General features: G+C 43.4%; 20 protein-coding genes. 16 read left to right on the plus strand and 4 right to left on the minus strand.

What is annotated here, in order from left to right:
• The first annotated feature begins 478 nt into the window (after nucleotides 1-478).
• The 13 genes from JGK14_RS23960 (at nucleotide 479) to JGK14_RS24020 (ending at nucleotide 15146) form a co-directional block, all read left to right on the plus strand.
• Complete coding sequence (locus JGK14_RS23960; RefSeq protein WP_325315582.1) at nucleotides 479-730, plus strand: hypothetical protein; 252 nt, start codon at nucleotides 479-481, stop codon at nucleotides 728-730.
• An 88-nt stretch (nucleotides 731-818) separates the two neighbouring features.
• Nucleotides 819-1181 (plus strand): hypothetical protein, encoded by a 363-nt coding sequence (locus JGK14_RS23965; protein ID WP_325315575.1) that lies wholly within the window; start codon nucleotides 819-821, stop codon nucleotides 1179-1181.
• A gap of 673 nt (nucleotides 1182-1854) precedes the next feature.
• Nucleotides 1855-4071: a pyridoxal phosphate-dependent decarboxylase family protein gene (locus JGK14_RS23970; RefSeq protein ID WP_325315576.1), complete on the plus strand. Its 2217-nt coding sequence runs from the start codon at nucleotides 1855-1857 to the stop codon at nucleotides 4069-4071.
• Between the two features lie 488 nt (nucleotides 4072-4559).
• Entirely contained in the window at nucleotides 4560-5372 is an 813-nt protein-coding gene (locus tag JGK14_RS23975) for an RNA polymerase sigma factor (protein ID WP_325315577.1), read from the plus strand.
• Nucleotides 5312-6976 carry a tetratricopeptide repeat protein gene (locus JGK14_RS23980; RefSeq protein ID WP_325315578.1) on the plus strand — a complete coding sequence of 555 codons (1665 nt, stop codon included), beginning with the start codon at nucleotides 5312-5314 and terminating at the stop codon, nucleotides 6974-6976. The genes JGK14_RS23975 and JGK14_RS23980 overlap by 61 nt, the downstream gene beginning before the upstream one ends.
• A gap of 131 nt (nucleotides 6977-7107) precedes the next feature.
• On the plus strand, nucleotides 7108-7512 hold the full coding sequence (locus JGK14_RS23985; RefSeq protein WP_293277602.1) for a hypothetical protein: 405 nt from the start codon (nucleotides 7108-7110) through the stop codon (nucleotides 7510-7512).
• Nucleotides 7513-7556: 44 nt separating this feature from the next.
• A complete protein-coding gene (locus JGK14_RS23990) occupies nucleotides 7557-8852 on the plus strand; it encodes a metallophosphoesterase (protein WP_293277601.1) in 1296 nt (431 codons plus the stop codon).
• A 353-nt stretch (nucleotides 8853-9205) separates the two neighbouring features.
• Nucleotides 9206-10408: a jacalin-like lectin gene (locus JGK14_RS23995; protein ID WP_293277600.1), complete on the plus strand. Its 1203-nt coding sequence runs from the start codon at nucleotides 9206-9208 to the stop codon at nucleotides 10406-10408.
• Nucleotides 10409-10662: 254 nt separating this feature from the next.
• Nucleotides 10663-10875 (plus strand): hypothetical protein, encoded by a 213-nt coding sequence (locus tag JGK14_RS24000; protein ID WP_293277599.1) that lies wholly within the window; start codon nucleotides 10663-10665, stop codon nucleotides 10873-10875.
• Nucleotides 10876-11012: 137 nt separating this feature from the next.
• A complete protein-coding gene (locus tag JGK14_RS24005; RefSeq protein ID WP_293277598.1) occupies nucleotides 11013-12251 on the plus strand; it encodes a hypothetical protein in 1239 nt (412 codons plus the stop codon).
• Between the two features lie 149 nt (nucleotides 12252-12400).
• Nucleotides 12401-13504, plus strand: coding sequence for a DUF1350 family protein (locus JGK14_RS24010; protein ID WP_293277597.1), 1104 nt, complete (start codon nucleotides 12401-12403; stop codon nucleotides 13502-13504).
• An 838-nt stretch (nucleotides 13505-14342) separates the two neighbouring features.
• Nucleotides 14343-14804 carry a hypothetical protein gene (locus JGK14_RS24015; protein ID WP_293277596.1) on the plus strand — a complete coding sequence of 154 codons (462 nt, stop codon included), beginning with the start codon at nucleotides 14343-14345 and terminating at the stop codon, nucleotides 14802-14804.
• Nucleotides 14805-14837: 33 nt separating this feature from the next.
• Nucleotides 14838-15146 carry a hypothetical protein gene (locus tag JGK14_RS24020; protein WP_325315579.1) on the plus strand — a complete coding sequence of 103 codons (309 nt, stop codon included), beginning with the start codon at nucleotides 14838-14840 and terminating at the stop codon, nucleotides 15144-15146.
• Nucleotides 15147-15167: 21 nt separating this feature from the next.
• Here the strand turns inward: JGK14_RS24020 and JGK14_RS24025 are convergent, their stop codons facing one another.
• Complete coding sequence (locus JGK14_RS24025; protein ID WP_293224360.1) at nucleotides 15168-15410, minus strand: DUF2442 domain-containing protein; 243 nt, start codon at nucleotides 15408-15410, stop codon at nucleotides 15168-15170.
• Between the two features lie 560 nt (nucleotides 15411-15970).
• Here JGK14_RS24025 and JGK14_RS24030 point away from each other — a divergent pair.
• Genes JGK14_RS24030 through JGK14_RS24040 form a run of 3 tightly spaced genes read left to right on the plus strand, consistent with a single transcriptional unit; the run spans nucleotide 15971 to nucleotide 16734 of the window.
• Complete coding sequence (locus JGK14_RS24030) at nucleotides 15971-16111, plus strand: hypothetical protein (RefSeq protein ID WP_293184610.1); 141 nt, start codon at nucleotides 15971-15973, stop codon at nucleotides 16109-16111.
• Between the two features lie 15 nt (nucleotides 16112-16126).
• Nucleotides 16127-16579, plus strand: coding sequence for a sterol desaturase family protein (locus tag JGK14_RS24035; RefSeq protein ID WP_293211715.1), 453 nt, complete (start codon nucleotides 16127-16129; stop codon nucleotides 16577-16579).
• Entirely contained in the window at nucleotides 16576-16734 is a 159-nt protein-coding gene (locus JGK14_RS24040) for a hypothetical protein (RefSeq protein ID WP_325315580.1), read from the plus strand. The genes JGK14_RS24035 and JGK14_RS24040 overlap by 4 nt, the downstream gene beginning before the upstream one ends.
• A 17-nt stretch (nucleotides 16735-16751) precedes the next feature.
• On the opposite strand, the gene JGK14_RS24045 is transcribed toward JGK14_RS24040, so the two are convergent.
• The 3 genes from JGK14_RS24045 to JGK14_RS24055 all read right to left on the minus strand — a co-directional run bounded on the left by JGK14_RS24045 (nucleotide 16752) and on the right by JGK14_RS24055 (nucleotide 20670).
• Nucleotides 16752-17819, minus strand: coding sequence for a linear amide C-N hydrolase (locus JGK14_RS24045; protein ID WP_293219340.1), 1068 nt, complete (start codon nucleotides 17817-17819; stop codon nucleotides 16752-16754).
• Nucleotides 17820-18293: 474 nt separating this feature from the next.
• Nucleotides 18294-19283: an L-histidine N(alpha)-methyltransferase gene (egtD, locus tag JGK14_RS24050; protein ID WP_293190722.1), complete on the minus strand. Its 990-nt coding sequence runs from the start codon at nucleotides 19281-19283 to the stop codon at nucleotides 18294-18296.
• 268 nt (nucleotides 19284-19551) lie between these two features.
• Nucleotides 19552-20670 carry a mechanosensitive ion channel family protein gene (locus JGK14_RS24055; RefSeq protein WP_293190723.1) on the minus strand — a complete coding sequence of 373 codons (1119 nt, stop codon included), beginning with the start codon at nucleotides 20668-20670 and terminating at the stop codon, nucleotides 19552-19554.
• Nucleotides 20671-20677: the final 7 nt, after the last annotated feature.

Below are 20677 nucleotides of genomic sequence, written 5' to 3' on the forward strand. Positions count from 1 at the left end.
CCAGGATTACATCACTCAGGAGCCGTGTGCGGTGAAAGTCGCAAGCACGGTTTTGTAGGAGAGGTGGTGGGGGACACCCTGCCATCGACTCTCTAATAAAAAACCCATCTACGTGTTGAAACTTGTCTAGTATCGGAGAAATCCCGGCGCAGTGAGCCACCACTACCATTCATGTAATAAGCCTGTATAACTGACAAGTAATGGCAGAATGTGTGTTGCGTACCTATCTGGCAAATGTGATGGATACTGACAAGCAAACACAATTTAAAGTAAGCGCAATTGCAATACCTTTTGTACGGGTAGTTGTTTTGAGCGAATAGAGGTGATTTGATAACGCCTTTGAGAGTTTTCCGATTCATTCAAGAATCCCCGTGGCTTTAGCCCTGGGGAGTATCAAAACCTTTCATTTTGCGATCGACCCGATTCGGGCGATCGCACTTGCCTCTACTTCGTTATCGATAACGCGCTCCCGCTGCTGCTGTACGTCGGAGAAACGCAACGCACTCCCAAACAGCGGTGGATGAGCCACGATTGTCATAAATACATTGAAAATTACATCGGATTGCACCGCAGCTATTCCCTCAATGTCGCTGTAAGTATTGCATTTTGGTACGGAGCGCCCGGTAATCGCAAACAGCGGTTGCAATTGGAATCAGAGCTGATTTACAAGTGGAAATCTCCTTTTAACAAAGAGTGTTGGCAGTATTGGGGACAGCCGTTCGGGAAGTGAAATGGCTGGAATAACGTATCGAATTGATGCCGCTAACAAAACACCCCTTGTCGTACCGATTCAGGTGAAAACCTACGCCAACTAAGAAATGAAAAAGTACCTCAACCTCGCCACCGCCCTCATCGCCTCCCTCAAACCCAAATCCCAGCCACCCGAAATCGATACTTGCGGTCAACCCGCGTTAACTCAGGAACAGCAGCTAGCTCTCATGGAATGGTTGTTCGCTAGTTTGATGGGTGTTGGGTACTTCGGCAAAGCTCACCTGATTTGGGATGATGGCAAAGACAGGGAGCGGCAGATATTCACCGCATTGATGAGAAACGAGCCAATATTCCTCTATAGCCAAGGAACGCGACCCACCCCAACTGCTGAGGGATATTGCTGGCGGCTGCTTGCCGAACATCCCAGTTTGCAGGTGTATGAGTTGCAGGTGGAAGTGGAAGGAAAGTGAGGGCAATGGAGAGCTATAAAAACCAGAAAGCCCACAAAATTGGGAAACATACACTGTCAAAATTTCGAGCTTTTTGTACGCGTGTAACATTTAAGACCTCAAAACCCGCCTCGAAGCGCTACTCCCCTCAACAGCATTCGAGATGGTGCAGGCGCGCGAAAGGCAATATATCAGTTGCACATAAAAATTGAAGCCTGTTGGTAGCGCAGAAGTGTTAAGAGCCTTTACCTAATCGATTCCAAGGTTCCTGCAAATGAGAGTTGCTGCAAAACTTGCATAAATCATTTGTATTGGCTACATATGATATCCGCAGCGAAATTTTAACTTGACAAACGTAAAATTTATTACTTATACTGCTATACAGGTATTTTAATACCGTACAAGCGGATAAAACAAGTCAGACCGAGCAAACTACCGAACCTTTGGTTTTTGCGGCTCTATTGACACGCAGGAAAATGTATCGACTGAAGTTAAACTTCCGTCGGGACTAAATGCGATTAAAACCAAATGAAATGCAACTAGCAAAGATTTTGCCTCAGTGACAGGCTTGAATGAGCGCAACTATTGGTGTTAACAGCCGCTCTCGTTCAAAACTCTCTATCGGTACTGTACCAATAGAGAAACAACAGCATGATTTATGGCGCGAACCTAACAACACAGGAATTATTGTTTGATGAATACTCCAAGAGACACTCAAAGTCAAGGCTTTGAAAAAGCCCGCCGCAACCTGCAAGAACTTTCCCGTTCTTCCAACCTTCCAAAACTGGACAGCACGTCAGGAACGCGCTCCCTTGAAGCCTGGTTTATGGGGCCAAAGGGAGAAAATGCTGACGTGCTGGAGACTTTAATTGTAGAAGCAATTCGCGACCAGGCTGAGTGGAGAAACAATTATCACCCAAAAGATCCCGAGCACATTACAGAGGAAATTAAGCAGTCTCCAGAATATTTACAGGCAATGGAGAATTTCAATGAGGGCTATCACTCATTGTTGGAGTTTCTCAAAAAGTCAGTTCCTTTCTTCAGCATGCGCTATCAAGGGCACATGAACTGGGATTTGACAATGCCGAGCGTGGTTGGTTACTTCGCGGCGATGCTCTACAACCCCAATAACGTAGCATTTGAAGCATCAACAGCAACGACATACCTGGAAATTATCGTCGGTAACGATTTGTGCCTCATGCTGGGATACAAAATCCCGGAAAATGAGGAAGAGATTGCTCCCTGGGGACACATAACTTGTGGGGGTACAGTTGCCAATATAGAGGCTCTATGGTCAGCTAGAAATCTCAAGTTCTATCCCATTGCTTTGCAACAAGCTGTAATCAACGACAACGACTTGGAAAAAGCAAAAAATATCGAGGTTTCTTTTTACGACGGCGGTATTTCGGTGGTGAAGCCTTTAATTGAACTAACCGTTTGGCAACTGCTCAACCTCAAAGCCGATGACATTCTAGGATTGCCCGCCCGTCTAGAATCGGAGTATGGTATCTATCCGACTGCCCTCTCAGATGCTGTTTCAAAATATTCGCTGCAAGATTTGGGAATACAAAAGTTTGCCAAAAATTTCCTGAGCGATGTGCCAGAACCTTTGTTTTTTGTACCGGGCAGCAAGCACTACTCTTTCCCCAAAGCAGCAGCACTGTTAGGCATGGGAGCGTCTCACATGCAAGACGTTGATGTGGATGCGAACGGTCGAATGAAGATAGATGTTCTGCGCGCTCACCTCGATAAATGCTTGGTAGAAAAAAGACCGGTGTACACAGTAGTTGCGGTGATGGGAAGCACTGAAGAAGGTGCAGTTGACCCGCTGCGGGAGATTCTCAATCTGCGGGACGAATATCGCAAACAAGGTTTAGAATTTACAGTTCATGCTGATGCAGCTTGGGGAGGCTATTTTGCATCTATATTGCGCGATGACTTTGAAATCGAACCCCTACTCTTTCGCTCCGCTCCCCCACCAATTTCACCGTTAAGTGCCTACGTAACCACCCAATTTGAAGCGCTCGGCGAGACTGATTCTATCACCGTCGATCCTCACAAAGCAGGTTACATCCCGTATCCGGCAGGAGCACTTTGCTACCGCAATTCAGCCATGCGCTCTCTAGTTACCTTTGCTGCGCCTTATATATTTCACGGCGATGCTGAACCAACAACAGGTATTTACGGTATAGAGGGTTCTAAACCGGGGGCTGCTTGTGCTTCAGTATATTTGAGTCATCGAGTGATTCGACCCACAAAAAGCGGCTACGGCAAGCTCTTGGGTCAGGCTCTATACAGTTGCGATAAGCTTTACGCGCGGCTAATGTGCATGAAGAAGCCCGAAGATCGTTTCATCGTGGTTCCTCTATCCGCTCTCCCAGACGGTGTTACCGAACAACAAGTTGGGGATTTGATTGATGGCAAAACTAATGAGGAGATCCAAAATAACCCAGACGCAATGGCCCTCCTGAAAGAAATTGGACCCGACCAAAATATCTTGGTCTATGCTTTCAACTTCAAGACTCCATCGGGCAAAGTCAACAACAATTTAGAGAAGGCAAACAAACTCAACCAAAAAATTTACGAGAAGCTGAGCATCAAACCGGAGACTGATATCTCTGATTACGATCTGATTGTGAGCACGACGGATTTCTACGAAAAGTCCTACGGGATAGAATTCATCGAAACCTACAAAAAACGTTTGTTGGAAGTAGATGGCTCATCAGACATGCCCATCACCGTTTTGCGTTCTGTAGTGATGGACCCCTGGGTCACAGAAACTGCAACTGGTTCATTTATTGACGTGCTAGAAAAAATATTGCGCGATACAGTTAACCAGGTTATCAACGAAAATCCCGGTGATTTCCAAGTCGAAAATATAATGCCGGTGATTTCCGAGTCGAAAATGTAATGCAGTCCAGCGCTTCACAGATGCGCGCGCATTAGGATTAAAAGCCTGGGCGGTTTGTTCTTTTTCTTGATTTCTCACCAATCCAGAGTACGGATTGTTGAATCAGGGCAGAGAGCCGTAGCTGGCAGCAGGTAAATCAAGTACGAAATGCCAAGATGGAGATGCAATTCGCATCGGCATTCGTACTTGAGTTACTAGCAAACTACATATTGGATGGGTTCTACAGGTATGGCTTGCAGGCAAAATTCATTAAAAAAAGCAACAGCAAGAGTTTGTATGATTTTACATTTGGTTGCACAATACGGTTGACTCACGCCTATTTACCAGTCAATTTGAGTGTAAAATTTGGGTAAGTATTACTAATATTTAGGTAGGGTATTTTCCTAGACCCTGGTGTTCAGCAGCTTTGATAGAACGATCGCGGTGTGACTGTCAACCACAACCTCCAAGATTACTTGAAACTTACAGCCAGAGTTTAGGCATTAGAAATGAAATTAGGTTCTCAATTATCTAGCATTTCAAAGCAGTCGGATCGCTCGTCAGATACAAGCACAAATTTTTGGCAACAATGGAACCAGCACCGAGATTATCTTTACCGTTGCTGTTTGAAGTGGATGGACGGAAACGCGACTAATGCCGAAGAGGTACTCAGTCGAGCGATGCTCAAAGCCTTTGAGAAGAGTCAAGATTCTACTGGTGTCATCACTAACTTTAAAGCTTGGTTGACCCGACTGACTTATAACCTCTGTATGGATATACATCGAGAAAATAAGAGGTTGGGCGATCGGGTTGAGAGTTTGGAAGTAATAATTGAAAAAGGGGAAGAGGGACTGGTTTCTCTCTCCCATAGTCCTGAAACTGTCGCTTTACACTGCGAATTAGCAATGATAATCCAACGCGCTATTGAGGATTTGCCGCCCAAACTGCGCGAACCTTTTATCCTACACTTCATTGCGAAAAAATCCTATCTGGAAATAGTACAAAAGCTAGGTGTATCCTACGAAAACCTTCGCAAACGTATTTCACAAGCGCGAAAAATTCTGCAAAAGCGTTTGACAAAGTATTTGTCAGGGTTGGACAATTCTCTGTTAAATTCCTCCGAGTCACCGGACAAAAAGGGAGAGCCCGGAATGGAAAGTTTTCACTCCGATGAAATAATCACGATTTACCAAAAAATAGCTCCATTCCCCCAACAAAAGGGGCGCTTTGATTGTTCTCTTAATTATCAAGTAAGCGCAATATGTCTGGAAACAATTTTTCCTGCTTGGTACCAGTCACCCACTGCTCTGGGGTGGAGTTGAATGTTCATCTAGTCTTAGAAAAAAAGCTAACGAGACAAGAGCAGAAGCTGAACGCATTAAGTCAGTATGTGGAGCAGTATCCCTCGGGCTGGAAGAAACGCTTGGAATTAGCTAATCTCCTGTCAGTAATTGGTAACTGGGAGCGGGCGGTTGAGGAGTATCGCCAAGTCATTGAGCGGCAACCTCAATTAATAGATGTGTTGTTAAAATTGGGGAAACTCTTGCAGCTAATGGGAAGGGAAGCTGAGGCGATCGCAGTTTATCAGAGTGCCTTACCATTATGCGACAATGAAGGGATAGGACAATATATCAACGGCGCGATCGCAATTTGTCGAGGTGACAGTAAAAAAGCCATCACTGCGTTGGAAACTGCGGCTAACCTACAACCAGATAACGTAGCTAACTGGCTGGTTTTGGGACAATTGCAGATGGGGAGAGAGAATCCTGTTGGGGCTTTAGGAGCCTTTGAGATGATTTTGTCACTTAACCCTGATGATATTGTCGCCTTAATTCATAGCTATGATGCGCTAATGGCGGTGGGGAATCTTCAGGAAGCACAGCGACGGTTGCATAAATTAATTGTCTTAGCTACCGATGATTTCCGGGTACTTCAGCGACAGTTGAATGAGCGTTGCGCGATGAGATTGATATCTGGGAAGGAGGGGAAGGAGACGAAAAAGATGATTACCTCTGCTCTGCGACAGTATCCTCATGGGGCTGAGGCTCACAAATCTCTGGCATATTATCACATCTTTCGAGGAGATTGGAAGGAAGGTTTGGAGGTGTTAGCAGAGTTTACCGCACAACACCCGAATAATCCTCATGGTTGGTATTACTATGGGCGCTGCTTGTTTGAGACGGGGGAATATCAGAGGGCGGCGGAAATGATGCTAAAAGCTTATCATCTGTATCCCGATGAGTATGAAATTTATCGGGGTTTGTGTGAGATTTTGCCTGTTGCGAAAATGACCTCTCTTCCTCTAACTTTCCCCTTAAAAAAGGGGGTAGAGGGTACTCTCCAAACAAAAGAGGGGAATAACATAACCCTTGCTTCCATAGTGGAAGAAATGCTTGAGCGTTTTCCTCAACGCTGGAGTGTTTGGGCGACTGCGGGGCGAGTGTTGGTGGAATCCTTGAAAGAGGTTGAAAGGGGGTGTCTGGTTTCGGAAAAAGGGACGCAACTACAGCCTCAGTTAGCTGATGCTTGGTTTTGTCATGGAAGGGTGTTGGCTTTGGCTCTTAAACATCGGGAAGCGGTGGAGGCGTTGGAGAAAGGATGGCATATTTTACCAGCAGGGGGTTATTTGCAATCATTACCTGCTGCGGTTTGGCTGGGGGAGAGTTACCGAGTGCTGGGGGATGTTGGGGCTAGTAAGCGATCGTGGAAAGCCGCTTGTGAGGGATGTCAGGAATTGAGGGAGTTTAATCCGGCTTCGGCTGATTACTGGCTGGGGAGAGCCTTGGTGGGGTTGGGGGATAGGTTGGGGGCGATACAGGCTTATGAAAGTGCTTTGAGTCAGCAGTTGTTGTATCCGAATCGTGGGGAAGTGGAGAAGACTTTGCGGCGGTTGAAAGGTAGGGGGAGGAAGGGTTTGGGGGGTTGAGGGTGAATTTTGGGGGAGAAAATTTGAGTGTAACTCGAAAAATTCACAAATTGGGGTTGGGAAACGTCTAATAGATGTGGGAAGAGAAAAACCCCTGAAAACAAAGAAATAAATTGTACGAGGAAAAAAAAATGAAACGACTCATGCAAGCCATGTTAGCAGTGGCATTAGTCCTAGTCACAGCTTTCACCTTTTACGTCGATACGGCAAGTGCACAACCGGTCTCTGCACCAGTTCCTGCTACGACTTCTTCGCCCACAACTCCTATTAGCCGAGACCAGGTATGCACTATACCTCCGAGCGGTTCTTGCGTTTTGCAAATGTTTGGTGGTGCGTTTAATGCTAGGGTGGAAAATTTAGGTAGTGATCCTGCTAATGTTATGTTTATTGCTGAAGGAGAGATTTACCAAAGCTTAATTATACCTGGGAACTCTGTTGTTGAATATGCTAACCATATTAATGGCGGCAATGAAATAAATGAAATAACTATTTACAACAAGAGCAGCAGTTCCACCGTTAAGATTTCACTGCGTTAATATTTCACTTAGAAGCCGAGATACGTGTAAGAGCGAGTAGAACTGTGAAAGTATTCAGAAATATTGCATTAACGCTGCTAATTGCCATTGGATGTTTGGCATTTACCTCATCACCTGCCCGAGCGTTTAACATCTATAACTACAGCTCGGTATCCGTTCAAGCCAAGGTACCAGATGGCGATTTTGTCCAAAAGATTCCGCCTGGGGAGAACAGAGCATGTAATTGGTCAAATAAAGGCTGCAATCCGTCAGGTGGACGGGAGGCGATGTTACAGGTCTGGATTGAAACCGACAGGGATTTCCTCTGTATTCTTCCCTTGCAGGCTGGTGGGTATGCAACTATCGAAGAAGTGAGGAATTCGGGTGCAAACAGAAACGATTTGAAGTGTAAAACCCACTACTTCGGTCACAGTCGATACCCTGACCACACGCTCACGGCAAACACCCCTTATGCTGCTGGCGGGTTGTATCCTCGAAACATCCACTTTTTGGCTACTGCCGATCCGCAATACGATAATGGAAATAAACCCAAGAAGGAGGTGGCAGACAAGGTTTTACAGGAGATGAAAAGTCGCCTGAAAAGTACCAATGATATTCGCGGCATCATAGTTGCTGGCGACTTAACGCAAAATGCCAGAACGATGGATGAGTTTAAGTGGTACCAACAAAGCATTGAGGGACAAGCACGCTTTGTGTTCGATGGACTGGGCAACCACGATCTAGAAAGTACAGGTATCACTTCAAATCCGGCAGGAGTCATCAAGGATATCAAAGAAAGAAAGCGCGGGACACGTCTTTCTGGTTGGTTGAATGAGCATTATTCATGGGACTGGGATGACGTACATTTTGTCCAACTTAATCTCTTTCCTGGCAATCAACCAGCGCCCCAATTTCCGAAGCTGAATCCTAATAATAGCCTGTCGTTTCTCGCTGACGATCTACGAACCAAAGTTGGTTCATCCGGACGACCAGTAGTGCTTATTTCGCATTATGGATTTGATGGATTTTCAACAGCGACATCTGGTGAAGTGTGGTGGACAGAACAACAAAGAAAAGACTTTTGGGAAAAAATTGCTCCTTACAATGTCGTAGCAATTTTTTCAGGACACCTCCATCCTACACCCGGAGGTAGTTGGGATTACCCATTTTATCGTCCTAGTGGCACATCGAATGGACCCTCTAAAATTCCCGCATTCGTCGCTGGCGCAACTCGTGAGGGAGCATTTATCGATGTTCAAATTACTTCAGATAAGCTGATTATCCAACGGATGGGTATCCAACCTGGTGAGACAACAGCAAAACTGTATGACAGAAAAGAAATTCCTCTCTCTTCTTCGTAACTACTCAATAATGTGGGGTAGCTTTTAGAGACTATTGCGATTTAACGTCATTTCAGCTATCTTCAAAAGCTTTTTCCCTAGTAACTTGTAGCCCACATTCTGCACCCGAAACTGTCACAAGGGATAGTTTCGGGTGCGGAATGTGGGTTGTATCCGGCTGATGGGGAAGTCGAGAAGATTTTGCGGCAGATGAAAGGTAAGGTGCGGAAGGGTTGTGGGGGTTGAGGGTGGATTTTGGGGGAGAAAATTTGCCTGTAACTCGAAAAATTCCGAAATTTGGGTGGGAAACGTCTAATAGATGTGGGAAGAAAAAAACCACTGAAATCAAACTTGGATGCAAAGGAGATACAATTATGTCACAGTCGAACACTCAGTCAATTCCTCCAGAAGAGCCAACCCCAGAAATGGCTAAGGCAGCAATTGAGGAGATCTTCAACCCGGAACTTGAAGAGCAAATCCAAGCAGAAAGCAAACAACATAGGTTAGATGTATTTAGTTCGCGTGCGGTAGTCGAAGGAAACATCTTAGCCAAACACAACGGACAGTATACTCACTATACGATTGGTGGGCAAGGTGGCTTTGAATTTAGTGATGCAAAGTATAATCAAAGCATTGCTGTATCTGGACTTGAAGCGTGGGCTGACACATGGACGTTACGTGGAATCCGAATTACGTTTTCCGACAATAGCGTTGTTATGCGAGGGAAAGCAGAAGGTAGCCACGCTGGCTCCATAAGCCTGGACTATGTCAATGGTGAAACTGTTACCGAATTGTCCATCTGGGGAAATGGTGAAGGTACTCGTTGTGGCGCATTCAGAATTAAGACATCTAAAAATCGAGAATTTTTCCCAAAAATGACAAAATGGGGGCTGAAGACTGAATACAAAATGAATGCAGGGGGTGGAGTCATCCTTGGTGTCATCGGTAGTGCTAGTTCGGACCTAGATAGCTTAGGATTCTTAATGCTTGACAAGGTGAATAATAGCGTCCTAACTGCATTTCAGTACGATCTTACCAAGGTCCCCTTACCACAGAACAAGTCTGCTTATGATATTACGATACCGAACCCTTCAAACACGGATTCGGACAGTGGTTCGGTATCGCAGGCAGTCTCTATAGAAAAAGGGGGAGAGTGGTCCACCAAGGCAGGATTTACATTTGGACAAGAATATAAGGTGAACGGGGGAGTCCCATTTGTTGCACAGGGCGAAATCACGACCAAATGGGAAGTGAGCACTGAAAGTAGCTATACACAGAAGTGGAACAATACGACAACGCAAACTGTAATCATTCCCTTGATTGCTCCAGCCAAGACTATGACCCGTATTGTATACTCATACTTTCAAGGTAAGATAGATGCATGCCCGTTTACGGCTACAATGAAGTATTACGTTGTAGGTGGTGGAATATGGAATTGCCAATCAAGTGGGTTCTATGACGGTATTGATACAACCCGTGTTGTTGGCACCTCTTACCTAATAGCTACGTGGGATGAAAACTCAAATAAGTGGATATATTTAGATCCGCCATCATCAAAGAGTCTATACAGCGAATGAAGGTAGTAAATTGATTGTGGGGTATCCGTTGCCATTTACCGTGATATGCACCAAGCTTGCTGTAGGCACGGCAGATTCTTTGTTGAGTAACACTCATGTTGCATAATAACCCAAGATGCGGGTTATCAAAATCTGAGTGTTTACACTTGATTAACGGACCATCGGTATCATTATCATTAAATTGGGTGGGTTAGCGACAGCTTAACCCACCCAACGTTTTATTGCGATTACGGATCTTGTAATGCGAGCGCTTTTTGTTTGATGTATTTATCGGGAGAGCGATCGATACGGTATTGCAAGTGCGATCGCTCTTCAATTTTCATCCCTTAGTTGACCATTTGACGTTGGGAGCGATACAGGCATATCGAAATGCTTTGAGTCAGGAGTTGTTGTATCCGGCTGGTGGGGAAGTTGAGAAGATTTTGCGGGGGATGAAAGGTAAGGGGAGGAATGATTCTGGGGGTTGAAGGTGGATTTTTTGGGATAAAATTTGCCTGTAAGTCGAAAAATTCACAAATTGGGGTAGGGAAACGTCTAAAAGATGTGGGAAGGAAAACTACTTCCATGAAATAACTTCAAGAACAGAGAACATTACGGCTAATTTATGAAAAAGTTAACTTCCTTTTTGGCTGCTATCCTTAGCTTTGTTGTGTGTCTAGGTGGAGTAAGTCCTGCTTTAGCTCAAGAACTTCCTCAGCCTGCATCTCGTGGGATAACCACTTTTTACGCCACTGAAAATGAACAGAAAGCTGGAGTGAGATTCTATGAGAACATGGGATATGTTATAGCTATCCCCAATGATCAAATCTCTGGTCTACCTCAAAAAGTAGGAGAGTTTGAAAAATTTTTTCGACCTATTCTCGAAAATGGTCGGACGCAAAACGGAACCAATGGCTCATTTACAGAAGGTGGGTTTGATTTCCGAGCATCAATTCCTGTAACTTCTGGAACTGACGAACGGTTCGACGTTATAGCTCCTCGGGACAACAGAATCTACAGTGTGGTAGCTGGATTACCTGCTTCTCTATGCCCTCTGAAAATTGACACCACTGAAGTTGATTTCTTTCTTAATGTCGAAGAGGCAAAAACAAGGGCTGGTGAATTAGATAACAAAGGATTCTTGGTCTATGTTTCTCCTAAGGATGATTTGACCATCAAAGCATTTTCAAAACTTTTCTATGACGAATCCGGCAACCTAAAAACAGATAACAATTGTTTCCTAGTTTCTGGTGCTAGTCAAAAGATTCAAACCGATTTCCGAAAAATCTCCCATTTACTTCCGCCTTCATTGCAACAGCAAGCACGTCAAAAACCATTTACATACTTACCCAAGAGTGGCGAGTTTATCTATCTTGTCAATGCAAGAAAGACTATTCAAGGAGGTAATGATGTCGAAATGAGAGGTAGAGTGGATGATAAAAATGATTTCTACTTAGTTGATACCAATAATCCAATCAATCTGGATGGATCGTTAAGAGAATGGAGTATTTGGGCAAAAAATACCTCGCCTGTACAACTAATTATTTACAGACTAGAGTTAGGCATGGCCACATTTGGAAATAAAGCTCCTTGGTCTGTAGTCGCTAAAAGCAAGGTAGAAACTCCTGTGGTGGGAGACAATTCATTTAAGCTTCCCGCTCCCATTGAAGTCCTAAAAGGAGATTTTGTTGGCTTGTACCATCCAAACCAAGGTTCCGTTGCTTTCACTCAGGATCGTCCAGATAATATGAATATCCCCAACTTAACTGGATCAGTTCTTCAAACAAGTGATGGATCTGGACCTAATTCTGCTACTAACTTTGTTTTTTCTAGCGATCGCACTTACTCGGTAAGTGTGAGATAAAACAATTTATCATCTAGCAAATTTCATAGAATAAGGGGCTTTATCCCCCTTCTTCTATGGAATTTGCGACTACTATGGCTGCAAAACTGCATATCTTGAGTTAGGATGCGATCGCTTTTTTACAGGATATCAACGGTATAAGTTTAACTATGAAATTTCAACCTGTTTCTCATGGTTGGGTAGCTCTACATCCCAAACCTCAAGGAGTAATTCAATTTGTTGGCGGTGCTTTCTTTGGCACATTTTGGCCAATGCTTTTTTATCGGTCTCTACTTCAGCGTTTATTTAAAGATGGTTATACGATTGTTATTTTACCATTTAAGTTTACTTTTAATCATTATGCTGAGTCTGGCTTTTTAATTAGAGAAAAGTATGAAATAATGCCAGAAATAGTTAGAAGGGCAATATTTGCTGGTTATGACTATCAACCCTATCTCAGTGACAAAAACTTTTCTTGGATAGGTCATAGTATTGGCTGTAAATATATTGCTCTTTTGGAAGCATTTAGTGCCTTACCTACCATTGGCAACCCTAGCGATCCTAGCTATTCTCATCGTATTGAAGAACTTAGGAAGTTTATTGAATTCGTAGTTAGAGAAACAGCAAAAAAAAGAGATTCTCAACTAAAAATTGATAAGAAGATTGAGAGTGTTTTTACAGACCTCTTAATTCTGATTAACGATCTAGAATTAAAACGTAAAGATGCTAAACGATTAATTAAATATTACATCAAAAAAGAAGCAAATTACAAAGATTTGAAAGAGAACATTGAAATTAGCAGCATCTTTATTAGGAATCAACCCTCTTTACTATTAGCTCCTGTAAATACAGGTCTTGATAGTGCTATCCCCAAACCATTAGCAAGTATCTTTATTGGCTTAGGTTTAAATGTCAATCCAACCCCAGAGGAAACCTATGCCTTAATCAAAAACGGTAATCTATTTGGTCTCCTGGGGTTAAAGCTTTTCCAAAGAGATAAACTTGCTTTATCAACTTCTCAGTGGTTTGAGAATGATTTCAAAAAACCACCTGAAGGTTTTAAAGAGGATTTAAAAGGTGGACATTTAAGACCATTGGGTATTCAATTTGGCAATTATGTCATCAATTTTCCAGACCTCAAGGATGGTATTCCACTTATTGAGTCTATACAAAAACGAAATACACAGTTTGAATCTCCTGTAAGTCAATTATTCCAACGTTTAAAAGATAAGCAGGCTAAATACTCAAAAAGTAAGAGTAAACAACAGCGATAGCTTTTAGCCTATCACCCAGTCCAGGACTGTCTTATTAACTGGATGTTGGGCTTTGCCATAGCTTAACCCAACCTAAAGCATCAAAAGTTAGATGCCGCCCCAATTCCCCATTTCCAATTCCCAATATTCTACCGACTTTTTCGTGAAAAGTTCGATAAATATTTAGCCCTCTGTTCAGTCATCCGAATTAAGGAAAGTTGTTTATCACTTGGAGTTTAGACTAAGCAGGTCAAAAAGTGCGATCGCTGTGAGACTAGCTCACGTTTATCAAGAACGGCAACGGTGAGGGGCGACAAGCTATCAGTGCGATCGCCTGAGCTTGTAGGGTACGTTACACTTCGTTAACGCACCATCCGTATCATTATCATTGAATTGGGTGGGTTACGCTGTCGCTAGCCCACCCTACGTTTTATTGCGATTACGGATCTTGTAATGCTTAGGCGTAGCCCGTCGTAGACATCGCTTTTTGTTTGATTTATTTACGGGAGTGCGATCGCCTTTTTTAGAGGAGAGGGATCGCTTTTTTGTGAGGAGAAGGGCGATCGCTTTAGTTGTTGTATCCGGCTCGTGGGGAGGTTGAGAAGATTTTGAAGGGTTGAAAGGTAAGGGGCGGAAGGGTTATGGGGGTTGAGGGTGAATTTTGGGGGAGAAAATTTGCCTCTAACTCGAAAAATTCCCAAATTGGGGTTGGGAAAGGTCTAATAGGTGTGGGAAGGAAAAACCACTCAACTCATTGAGAACTTTTGAAAGGGAAACGTGCAATTAGCTTTTTGGCGACATTAGTGCGATTTGGACGAGGTTTGGCTATACACACAAAGAATTCTTTTAGAGGAAAAACATGGCTGGCCAATTTGTGCTTTGGAGAATTGATCCTAATGACAGAGACAACTTTATTGCAAATTTTTCAGGATCTAAGTGGTCTGAACTTGCCCATAGGGAGAATACCCCGAATGGAAATGGAGGATTATTTCCAGGTTGGACGGCTGCATCTAGGGACCTGATCAACCGAGTTAGAAATGGCAGCAGTAACCTTGCAAACCGAAATAACCTACCGCCTCATCGTTATTTGCAGATTCCTGGTGGACTACCAAATGCTGCCCAAGTCAATTATTTACGAACTTGTTACTGGATCAATGATCTAGTTCGCCCAAGTGATCCTGGTTTTGGGATTGTCGCATTAGCGCCTGCTGCTGTAGCAGCTTGGTCCAATGGAAAGAAAGTAGACTCTCTTGTAGCTCAAATTACACATGGAGCAACTTCTATTGAGATATATTACCTCGGCGGTAAGGAAATGTATTAGCAAGGTACGTCAGAAGGCTCCGCAAGCAAACTGATGCTGAAATCTCACGTTGAGTGCGATCTCTTTTTGTTTGATTTATTTACGGGAGAGCCAGCGCTTTTCTTTATTCAGAAAGTCCGCTCACTTTTCTTATGGAAATTAGGGAGTGCGATCCTGAATGGTAATTTGTCAGGGCGATCGCCTTTTGTAAGGGAGTGCGATCGCTTTTTTTGTAGGGAGAAGGGCGATCGCCTTTTTTGTAGGGAGAAGTGCGATCGCCTTTTATTTACAGAATGCCGATCCTATTTTTTAGTGCGATTGCCAACGGCCGCAGCGAAGCCGATCGATCGCACTTACGAATAATAGAAAAACCCAGTTGCCATCCTACAGCTTAACTGAGGGATGTCTACGACGGGCTACGCCTACGCTTTCTGCTACTGTTATGCCATTTTTCCAAAGCTCATACTCACTCAAATCAATATCTTCATTCCACACAATCCCGTAGCCCCCTTGCTCAACCTTAAAATTATTGAAAAAAGCAGGTTGACGAAGTGGAGCAAACATGAGATTTTTTAAAAGATGGACAATATTATATTGCTTGACTTCGTGATTGGTAAATTCAATCACCAAGGTGCGAACGCAGGGTAAATGCATCTACTTACCAGAGAATATTTGAAACCTCTAGTTCTCCTTAAAGTGGAATTTAGATATGACAGCATTCTCAATAAGAATTTATTGGTGAGAAGTTTTTGTCCTTAATGTCAGTTATTAGGAACGGTATATTAAGGCTTTTAGCGATTAATTGTTCTTCCTAAACTAGATGGATTTATCCTGGTGTCCAGATAACTAAACGTGAAAAACAAAACAATGCTCAGTCCAGGTTCTCAGCCCCGAACCTACTCAATAATTGCCCTGAAAAAACTGTAATTTCTCAGGATAAACTAACAGTCAAACTATTTAATTTATTTTTTGAAATAGAGTTTTTTATCAAAGTAGCTGTTGCTTGTACCCTAGTCCAGCAGTTAATTTATTGGCTCTCAAATAAATTCCATCTCGGCTTTACCGCCGAGGTTTTGCTGTACTGGCTGGTAGGGTCACTTTCATTCTACAGCCTCGGTATTGTTATTGAAAAAGTTATTGAGAACAACGAGACTTGGCGGCAAAGATTCAATGTCCGAGTCAAGAAAGTGAAAGAACAACCGTTCCCTGAATTTACTGCTCAAGGAATTCTGGTCGGAGAAATTAAAAGTTTAGTAGCAGCAGCGATTATTCTGTACCTAGCTCCCGAAGTTCATCGGGGAAATAGCTGGCTCTTAAATTTTGGATGATTCTTCGCGAGAATAATGGTGGCGGATTTCTGCTTTTATGTTACCCATAGGCTCTTTCACAAAAAGTTCTTGCAGGAAATACATCTCAAACATCACGAATTCTTGGATTCATCCAGTTTTGTAGCCGGTCATAAAAGCCTACTTGAATACGCTATCGTCACCGTTGCAGACGTTTTGCCTGTTTTTGTATTCGGATACGATATTACTCAATTGTGCGCCTGGACTGCGATCGGCAATGCTTACAATTTAGAAGGTCACAGCTCTCTGTCAATATTTTTCATTGACTCAGATTTTCACGATCTCCACCACTCTCGCTTTAAGGGAAACTACGGCATTCAAGGATTTTGGGATCGGATATTCAATACGCTGAACCATCCTACTAAGAAGCCTGGAATTATGTTCCCTGCGGCTGCTCTGGAAAAGAACTTTCTCAAGCCGTCCTGTAAGAACATTGATGGCGGGAATTGAACCTCGACCCTTGCTGGTACGGCGATCGCCAAGCCAAAGCCGATGCAGAAGCTTTGGATCGGCGATCGCTCTCGAAGATGAGGTATCAAAGGTTGAAAACCTTGATGTACCTAGAATCTGGCATACCTCATCTATCCCAGAAAGGCTATACCTGACCCGGAAGCGTTGACACTTAAGGGTGAGGCAAGAATTCAAACGGAACGGTCGCTACAAACTTTTCGGTGAGGTTGCCGCCCAACTCCCACTTTTCGATTAGTTTCGTCCCTTCAGGATGGTTTACTTCTTCGAGCATATCGATCTTCCGCACTTCCGAGCCTTCGCCAAGGTCTAATTCCTTGAGGTCGATCCAACAGACACTCGCACTGCGGGTGTTTGCGTAGTAATAAACCAGATTCTTGTGGTCGGAAACGGTGCTCCAAAGTGTGGAGGCAAGATTGGGCTTTTCGGGGTCTGCGATCCCGATCGGCACGGCGGCATTGCGAATTATGCTAAAGGTGGTTGCAATAGCTGTGCGTACATCGTTGATATGATCGCGCGGGACTGCCGATAGGTAAAACGAGCAACGGGCAAATCGATCGGAGGCGTTGTTAGTGCCCGGCAGCACGATCATGCCATCCTTTTTTTCCCAGTATTCGTTGATTGCCAGTTGTTTGTCGTAGGTCGGAGAATTGGTCATCACGATATAATCTTTACCGTGGTGGATTTGTAGCTTGCCGCCTACGTACTCGAAAATTGCGGAATCGCCAGTTGCGTCGGAAATTGACAGGTGAACTGTACTTTTCTTATTGCTGCCGTCCGGTATGACGGGCGCGTCCACCTCGAACAAATTGTCTGGTTCCATCGCTACAACCGCCTCTTTGACCGTGGCAAAACTATCGAGGAAGTACTGCGCCCATGCCGCAGTTGACATTTTTGGCAATTGTTCTTCCCCGTCCCCTCGTTCGTAGTCCGATTCTACCAGGAACAGCAAATTGGCAACCAAACCCTGAGTGTTGATACCGTCGGTAGTGCAAGCGTCTAAGGCGGAGGTAATTACGCTGCCGTACTTAGATGTCCACGTAAAGGAACTATCACCATTATTATTGTATGTTCCCCCCTGGCGCTCCATATTTGCTGGAAATGCCCAAATCTCGCTTTCAAGCGGGGCTGCCCAGTCCATGTTGCGACCGGTCACAACGTTACCAGCTGCAGTTGCCGATTTTAATGATTTTCCATCAACGTATAGAATTCTCGTACACATGATTCAGATAGCTCCATAGAAGGTATTGGCTGTTACAGAGTTTTGTTGGTTCTCCCACTGCTGTAACCGCTTAAATAAGTATACACCAAATATTACTTTTATAGCAATAGAGGCGAGGAAATAATTAACTTGAATCAGACCAGAGTTACGCACTCTTGACAAGCGAAAGTGCGGCTCGTACTATACCCGAAACCTACTAAAAAATGCGGTTATTCAAGCTCTGAGAAGTCGGTGTGTTAAAGCTTACTACAAATCAACCGTTTTGGGGAAATTTGTACCGATCGCTTTCTCGATCCAAATACTTTGACAGCAAGTCTTGAAACAAGAAAAGCACATCATCTACCTCGCGATTGAGAACGCACATTTTTAAATATAGTTCTAGTACGTGCTGCCGTCTGCGGTTGCGTATTTTCTAGATTAATTTGTATTGTTTGGAGAGTTGGGAACCAAACAATACCGAAGGCTCGGGGTGATTCATTTAGTGGCTTGACACAGAATTAAACCAAACCACTTTTGGGGATCTGTAAAGCTTTTTATGGTTTTCAGTCCTTTGGAGTCTAGTTCTTTTTCCACAGTGTCTAAATCAAATTTACGAGAAATTTCCGTAAGGATACTTTCGCCAGTTTTCCAGGTAACATTCAATCCAAGCTTTTCTAAATTCACTACATGACTTGTTTGGCAATGCAAGTACATTTCAATTTGGTTCTCTTGTTGATTGTAAATAGCTTGATGGGTGAATAAATTAGTATCAAAATCACCCTGAAAACGCCAGTTTAAATGGTCGAGCATATTTAAATTAAAAGCGGCAGTTATACCTTGAGAATCGTTATAAGCTGCTTCTAAAATTTGCTGGGATTTTTGCAAGTCAATGCCGAGTAAAAAGTAATCTCCCGGAGCGAGTACATCTTTAATTTGGTTCAATAAAACATCGCATTCCTGCGGCGTGAAATTACCCAGAGAACTGCCCAAGAAGAAAATCATCCGCGCAGGCAAAGATGCAGGCGTTAATTGAGCGAGGGCTTGTTCGTAAGTTCCTATCAACCCTTGAACGTGCAAAGCCGGATATTCTACTTGCAATTGAAGGGCGCTCTCTTTGAGAATGCTGGCGCTTACATCAACAGGCACGTACTTACAGGAGTAATTTCGAGATTGATAAGCATTTAGCAAAAGGCGAGTTTTTGTGGAACTGCCACTGCCTAATTCTACGAGTTCGCAATCACCTGTTATCCGTGCGATTTCACCAGCATATTGGCGCAAAATCGAGGCTTCTGTGCGAGTTGGATAATATTCGGGCAATTCGCAAATTTGTTCAAAAAGTTGAGAACCGCGACTGTCGTAAAAATATTTAGCGGGTAAAGTTTTTGGGCTTTTGGTCAATCCTTGAATGACATCTTCGCCATCATTTTTTAGAGTAGAATGGCAATCCAGAATAGTTATTAGAGTTGTTAAAGAGGCGGTTGACATTTGGCTTTCCGAGAGTGCGAGTGCGGTAAATTTAGCAGGAATCCCCGTTGTTATTAAACGGAGCGGGATATTTTTCCCTCAAATGCTTGGATGACCGATATATTTGAGGTTGAATTATCGAGAGAAAAGCAGGCAATTTAGCATTAATGAGTGGAGTCAAGTACAGATGTCTGCTAGGACTGTAACTGTACTTCACCCGATTTTCAACCGCTATCGCACGATGCGAGCAAGCAGTTACTCTAAATTGACTTCGAGCCAACATGAATGCTCAATTGTTGGTTGCTTGCAGGCTCTTTTTGTATTTTTCAGGTTCCGTTCTTAGTTCCACGTGTAGGAAATCTATTCCTTCTTTTTCGAGTAATTCTAGTATAGCTAGATTTAAGTTTTTCTCAGCATCAAAGTAGAAATTATCGTCATTGACAACTGCCATAATTTCAATAACCCGGGCATTTTTGTCAATTTGTTTGAACCGCACCGTACACGACGGAGACAAGCCTTGAATGTACTTCGGCAATTCTTCAAGCTTTTCACAAATCCGCGCCGTTTGCCCCGCCGAAATGCCGTCTATTTTGAGAGTTAAGACTAAGCCCCATTTTAATTCTTTACCCGGATTTTGCGACCAGTTTTCGACAATTCCAGAAATCATTTTGGAATTGGGCATTTTGATGATAGAACCCCACTTAGTTATATGTAGAGTTGTAGTTCTGAATCCAATATTGAGTATCTGCACGAAACCATCGACCCCGGATATCCCCACCCAGTCACCTTCTCGGTAGAGATTGTCGGAGTAAATAATCAGGGTGCAGAACCAATCGTAAACAATATCTTTCAGCAGCAAACCAAAAGTGATACCGGCACCGCCCAATAGCCCCACCAATGCAGCAGCAGATTGTCCTAAAAATGCCTCGCTGATCTTGATGATAAAGACAATAATTGCTGCTGATTGAAAAATCTTGGGCATTAAAGGTCTGAGCAATTCATCGAGCTCTGTTTCGGTGTGCAGCACTAAGTTGGCTATAATCTGACCGAAAATAGAAGAGCATCGGTAAATAACATAGGCAACTATGAAAATAACTGTATAGTTGAGCAGGCTACCGATTGTTTGATTTAGTTGAGAACCTAAGTTATCTGCCAGAATTTCTTTACTCAGCCAAAATCCACCTATCAGAATCAGCCAACTTAAAGCAGGCTTGATAATTGTAATCAACTCATCATCAAGTGTTGTTTTAGTTTTGCTAGTAAAACTCTCAATAGTTTTAACAATGACTGCTACGAAAAATCGCCTTAACGTCTGTGTCAAGGTTAGAACAACGAGCACAATAGCGATTCTAGCAATCGGTATGCCAGAGTAATTGATATTCTTTAACGTATCCCAAACTGCTTCCATAGGTTAA

This window comes from Microcoleus sp. PH2017_28_MFU_U_A, assembly GCF_020738035.1.
Lineage (GTDB): Bacteria > Cyanobacteriota > Cyanobacteriia > Cyanobacteriales > Microcoleaceae > Microcoleus.

Excerpts from the sequence above, each read along its gene's own strand:
- JGK14_RS23975 (WP_325315577.1), top strand. The coding sequence starts at position 4,560 with ATGAAATTAGGTTCTCAATTATCTAGCATTTCAAAGCAGTCGGATCGC.
- JGK14_RS24005 (WP_293277598.1), top strand. The coding sequence starts at position 11,013 with ATGAAAAAGTTAACTTCCTTTTTGGCTGCTATCCTTAGCTTTGTTGTG.
- JGK14_RS24055 (WP_293190723.1), bottom strand. The coding sequence starts at position 20,670 with ATGGAAGCAGTTTGGGATACGTTAAAGAATATCAATTACTCTGGCATA.
- JGK14_RS24020 (WP_325315579.1), top strand. The coding sequence starts at position 14,838 with ATGCTGAAATCTCACGTTGAGTGCGATCTCTTTTTGTTTGATTTATTT.
- egtD (WP_293190722.1), bottom strand. The coding sequence starts at position 19,283 with ATGTCAACCGCCTCTTTAACAACTCTAATAACTATTCTGGATTGCCAT.
- JGK14_RS23985 (WP_293277602.1), top strand. The coding sequence starts at position 7,108 with ATGAAACGACTCATGCAAGCCATGTTAGCAGTGGCATTAGTCCTAGTC.
- JGK14_RS24035 (WP_293211715.1), top strand. The coding sequence starts at position 16,127 with ATGGTGGCGGATTTCTGCTTTTATGTTACCCATAGGCTCTTTCACAAA.
- JGK14_RS23980 (WP_325315578.1), top strand. The coding sequence starts at position 5,312 with ATGTCTGGAAACAATTTTTCCTGCTTGGTACCAGTCACCCACTGCTCT.
- JGK14_RS23970 (WP_325315576.1), top strand. The coding sequence starts at position 1,855 with ATGAATACTCCAAGAGACACTCAAAGTCAAGGCTTTGAAAAAGCCCGC.
- JGK14_RS23965 (WP_325315575.1), top strand. The coding sequence starts at position 819 with ATGAAAAAGTACCTCAACCTCGCCACCGCCCTCATCGCCTCCCTCAAA.
- JGK14_RS24045 (WP_293219340.1), bottom strand. The coding sequence starts at position 17,819 with ATGTGTACGAGAATTCTATACGTTGATGGAAAATCATTAAAATCGGCA.
- JGK14_RS24010 (WP_293277597.1), top strand. The coding sequence starts at position 12,401 with ATGAAATTTCAACCTGTTTCTCATGGTTGGGTAGCTCTACATCCCAAA.
- JGK14_RS24015 (WP_293277596.1), top strand. The coding sequence starts at position 14,343 with ATGGCTGGCCAATTTGTGCTTTGGAGAATTGATCCTAATGACAGAGAC.
- JGK14_RS23995 (WP_293277600.1), top strand. The coding sequence starts at position 9,206 with ATGTCACAGTCGAACACTCAGTCAATTCCTCCAGAAGAGCCAACCCCA.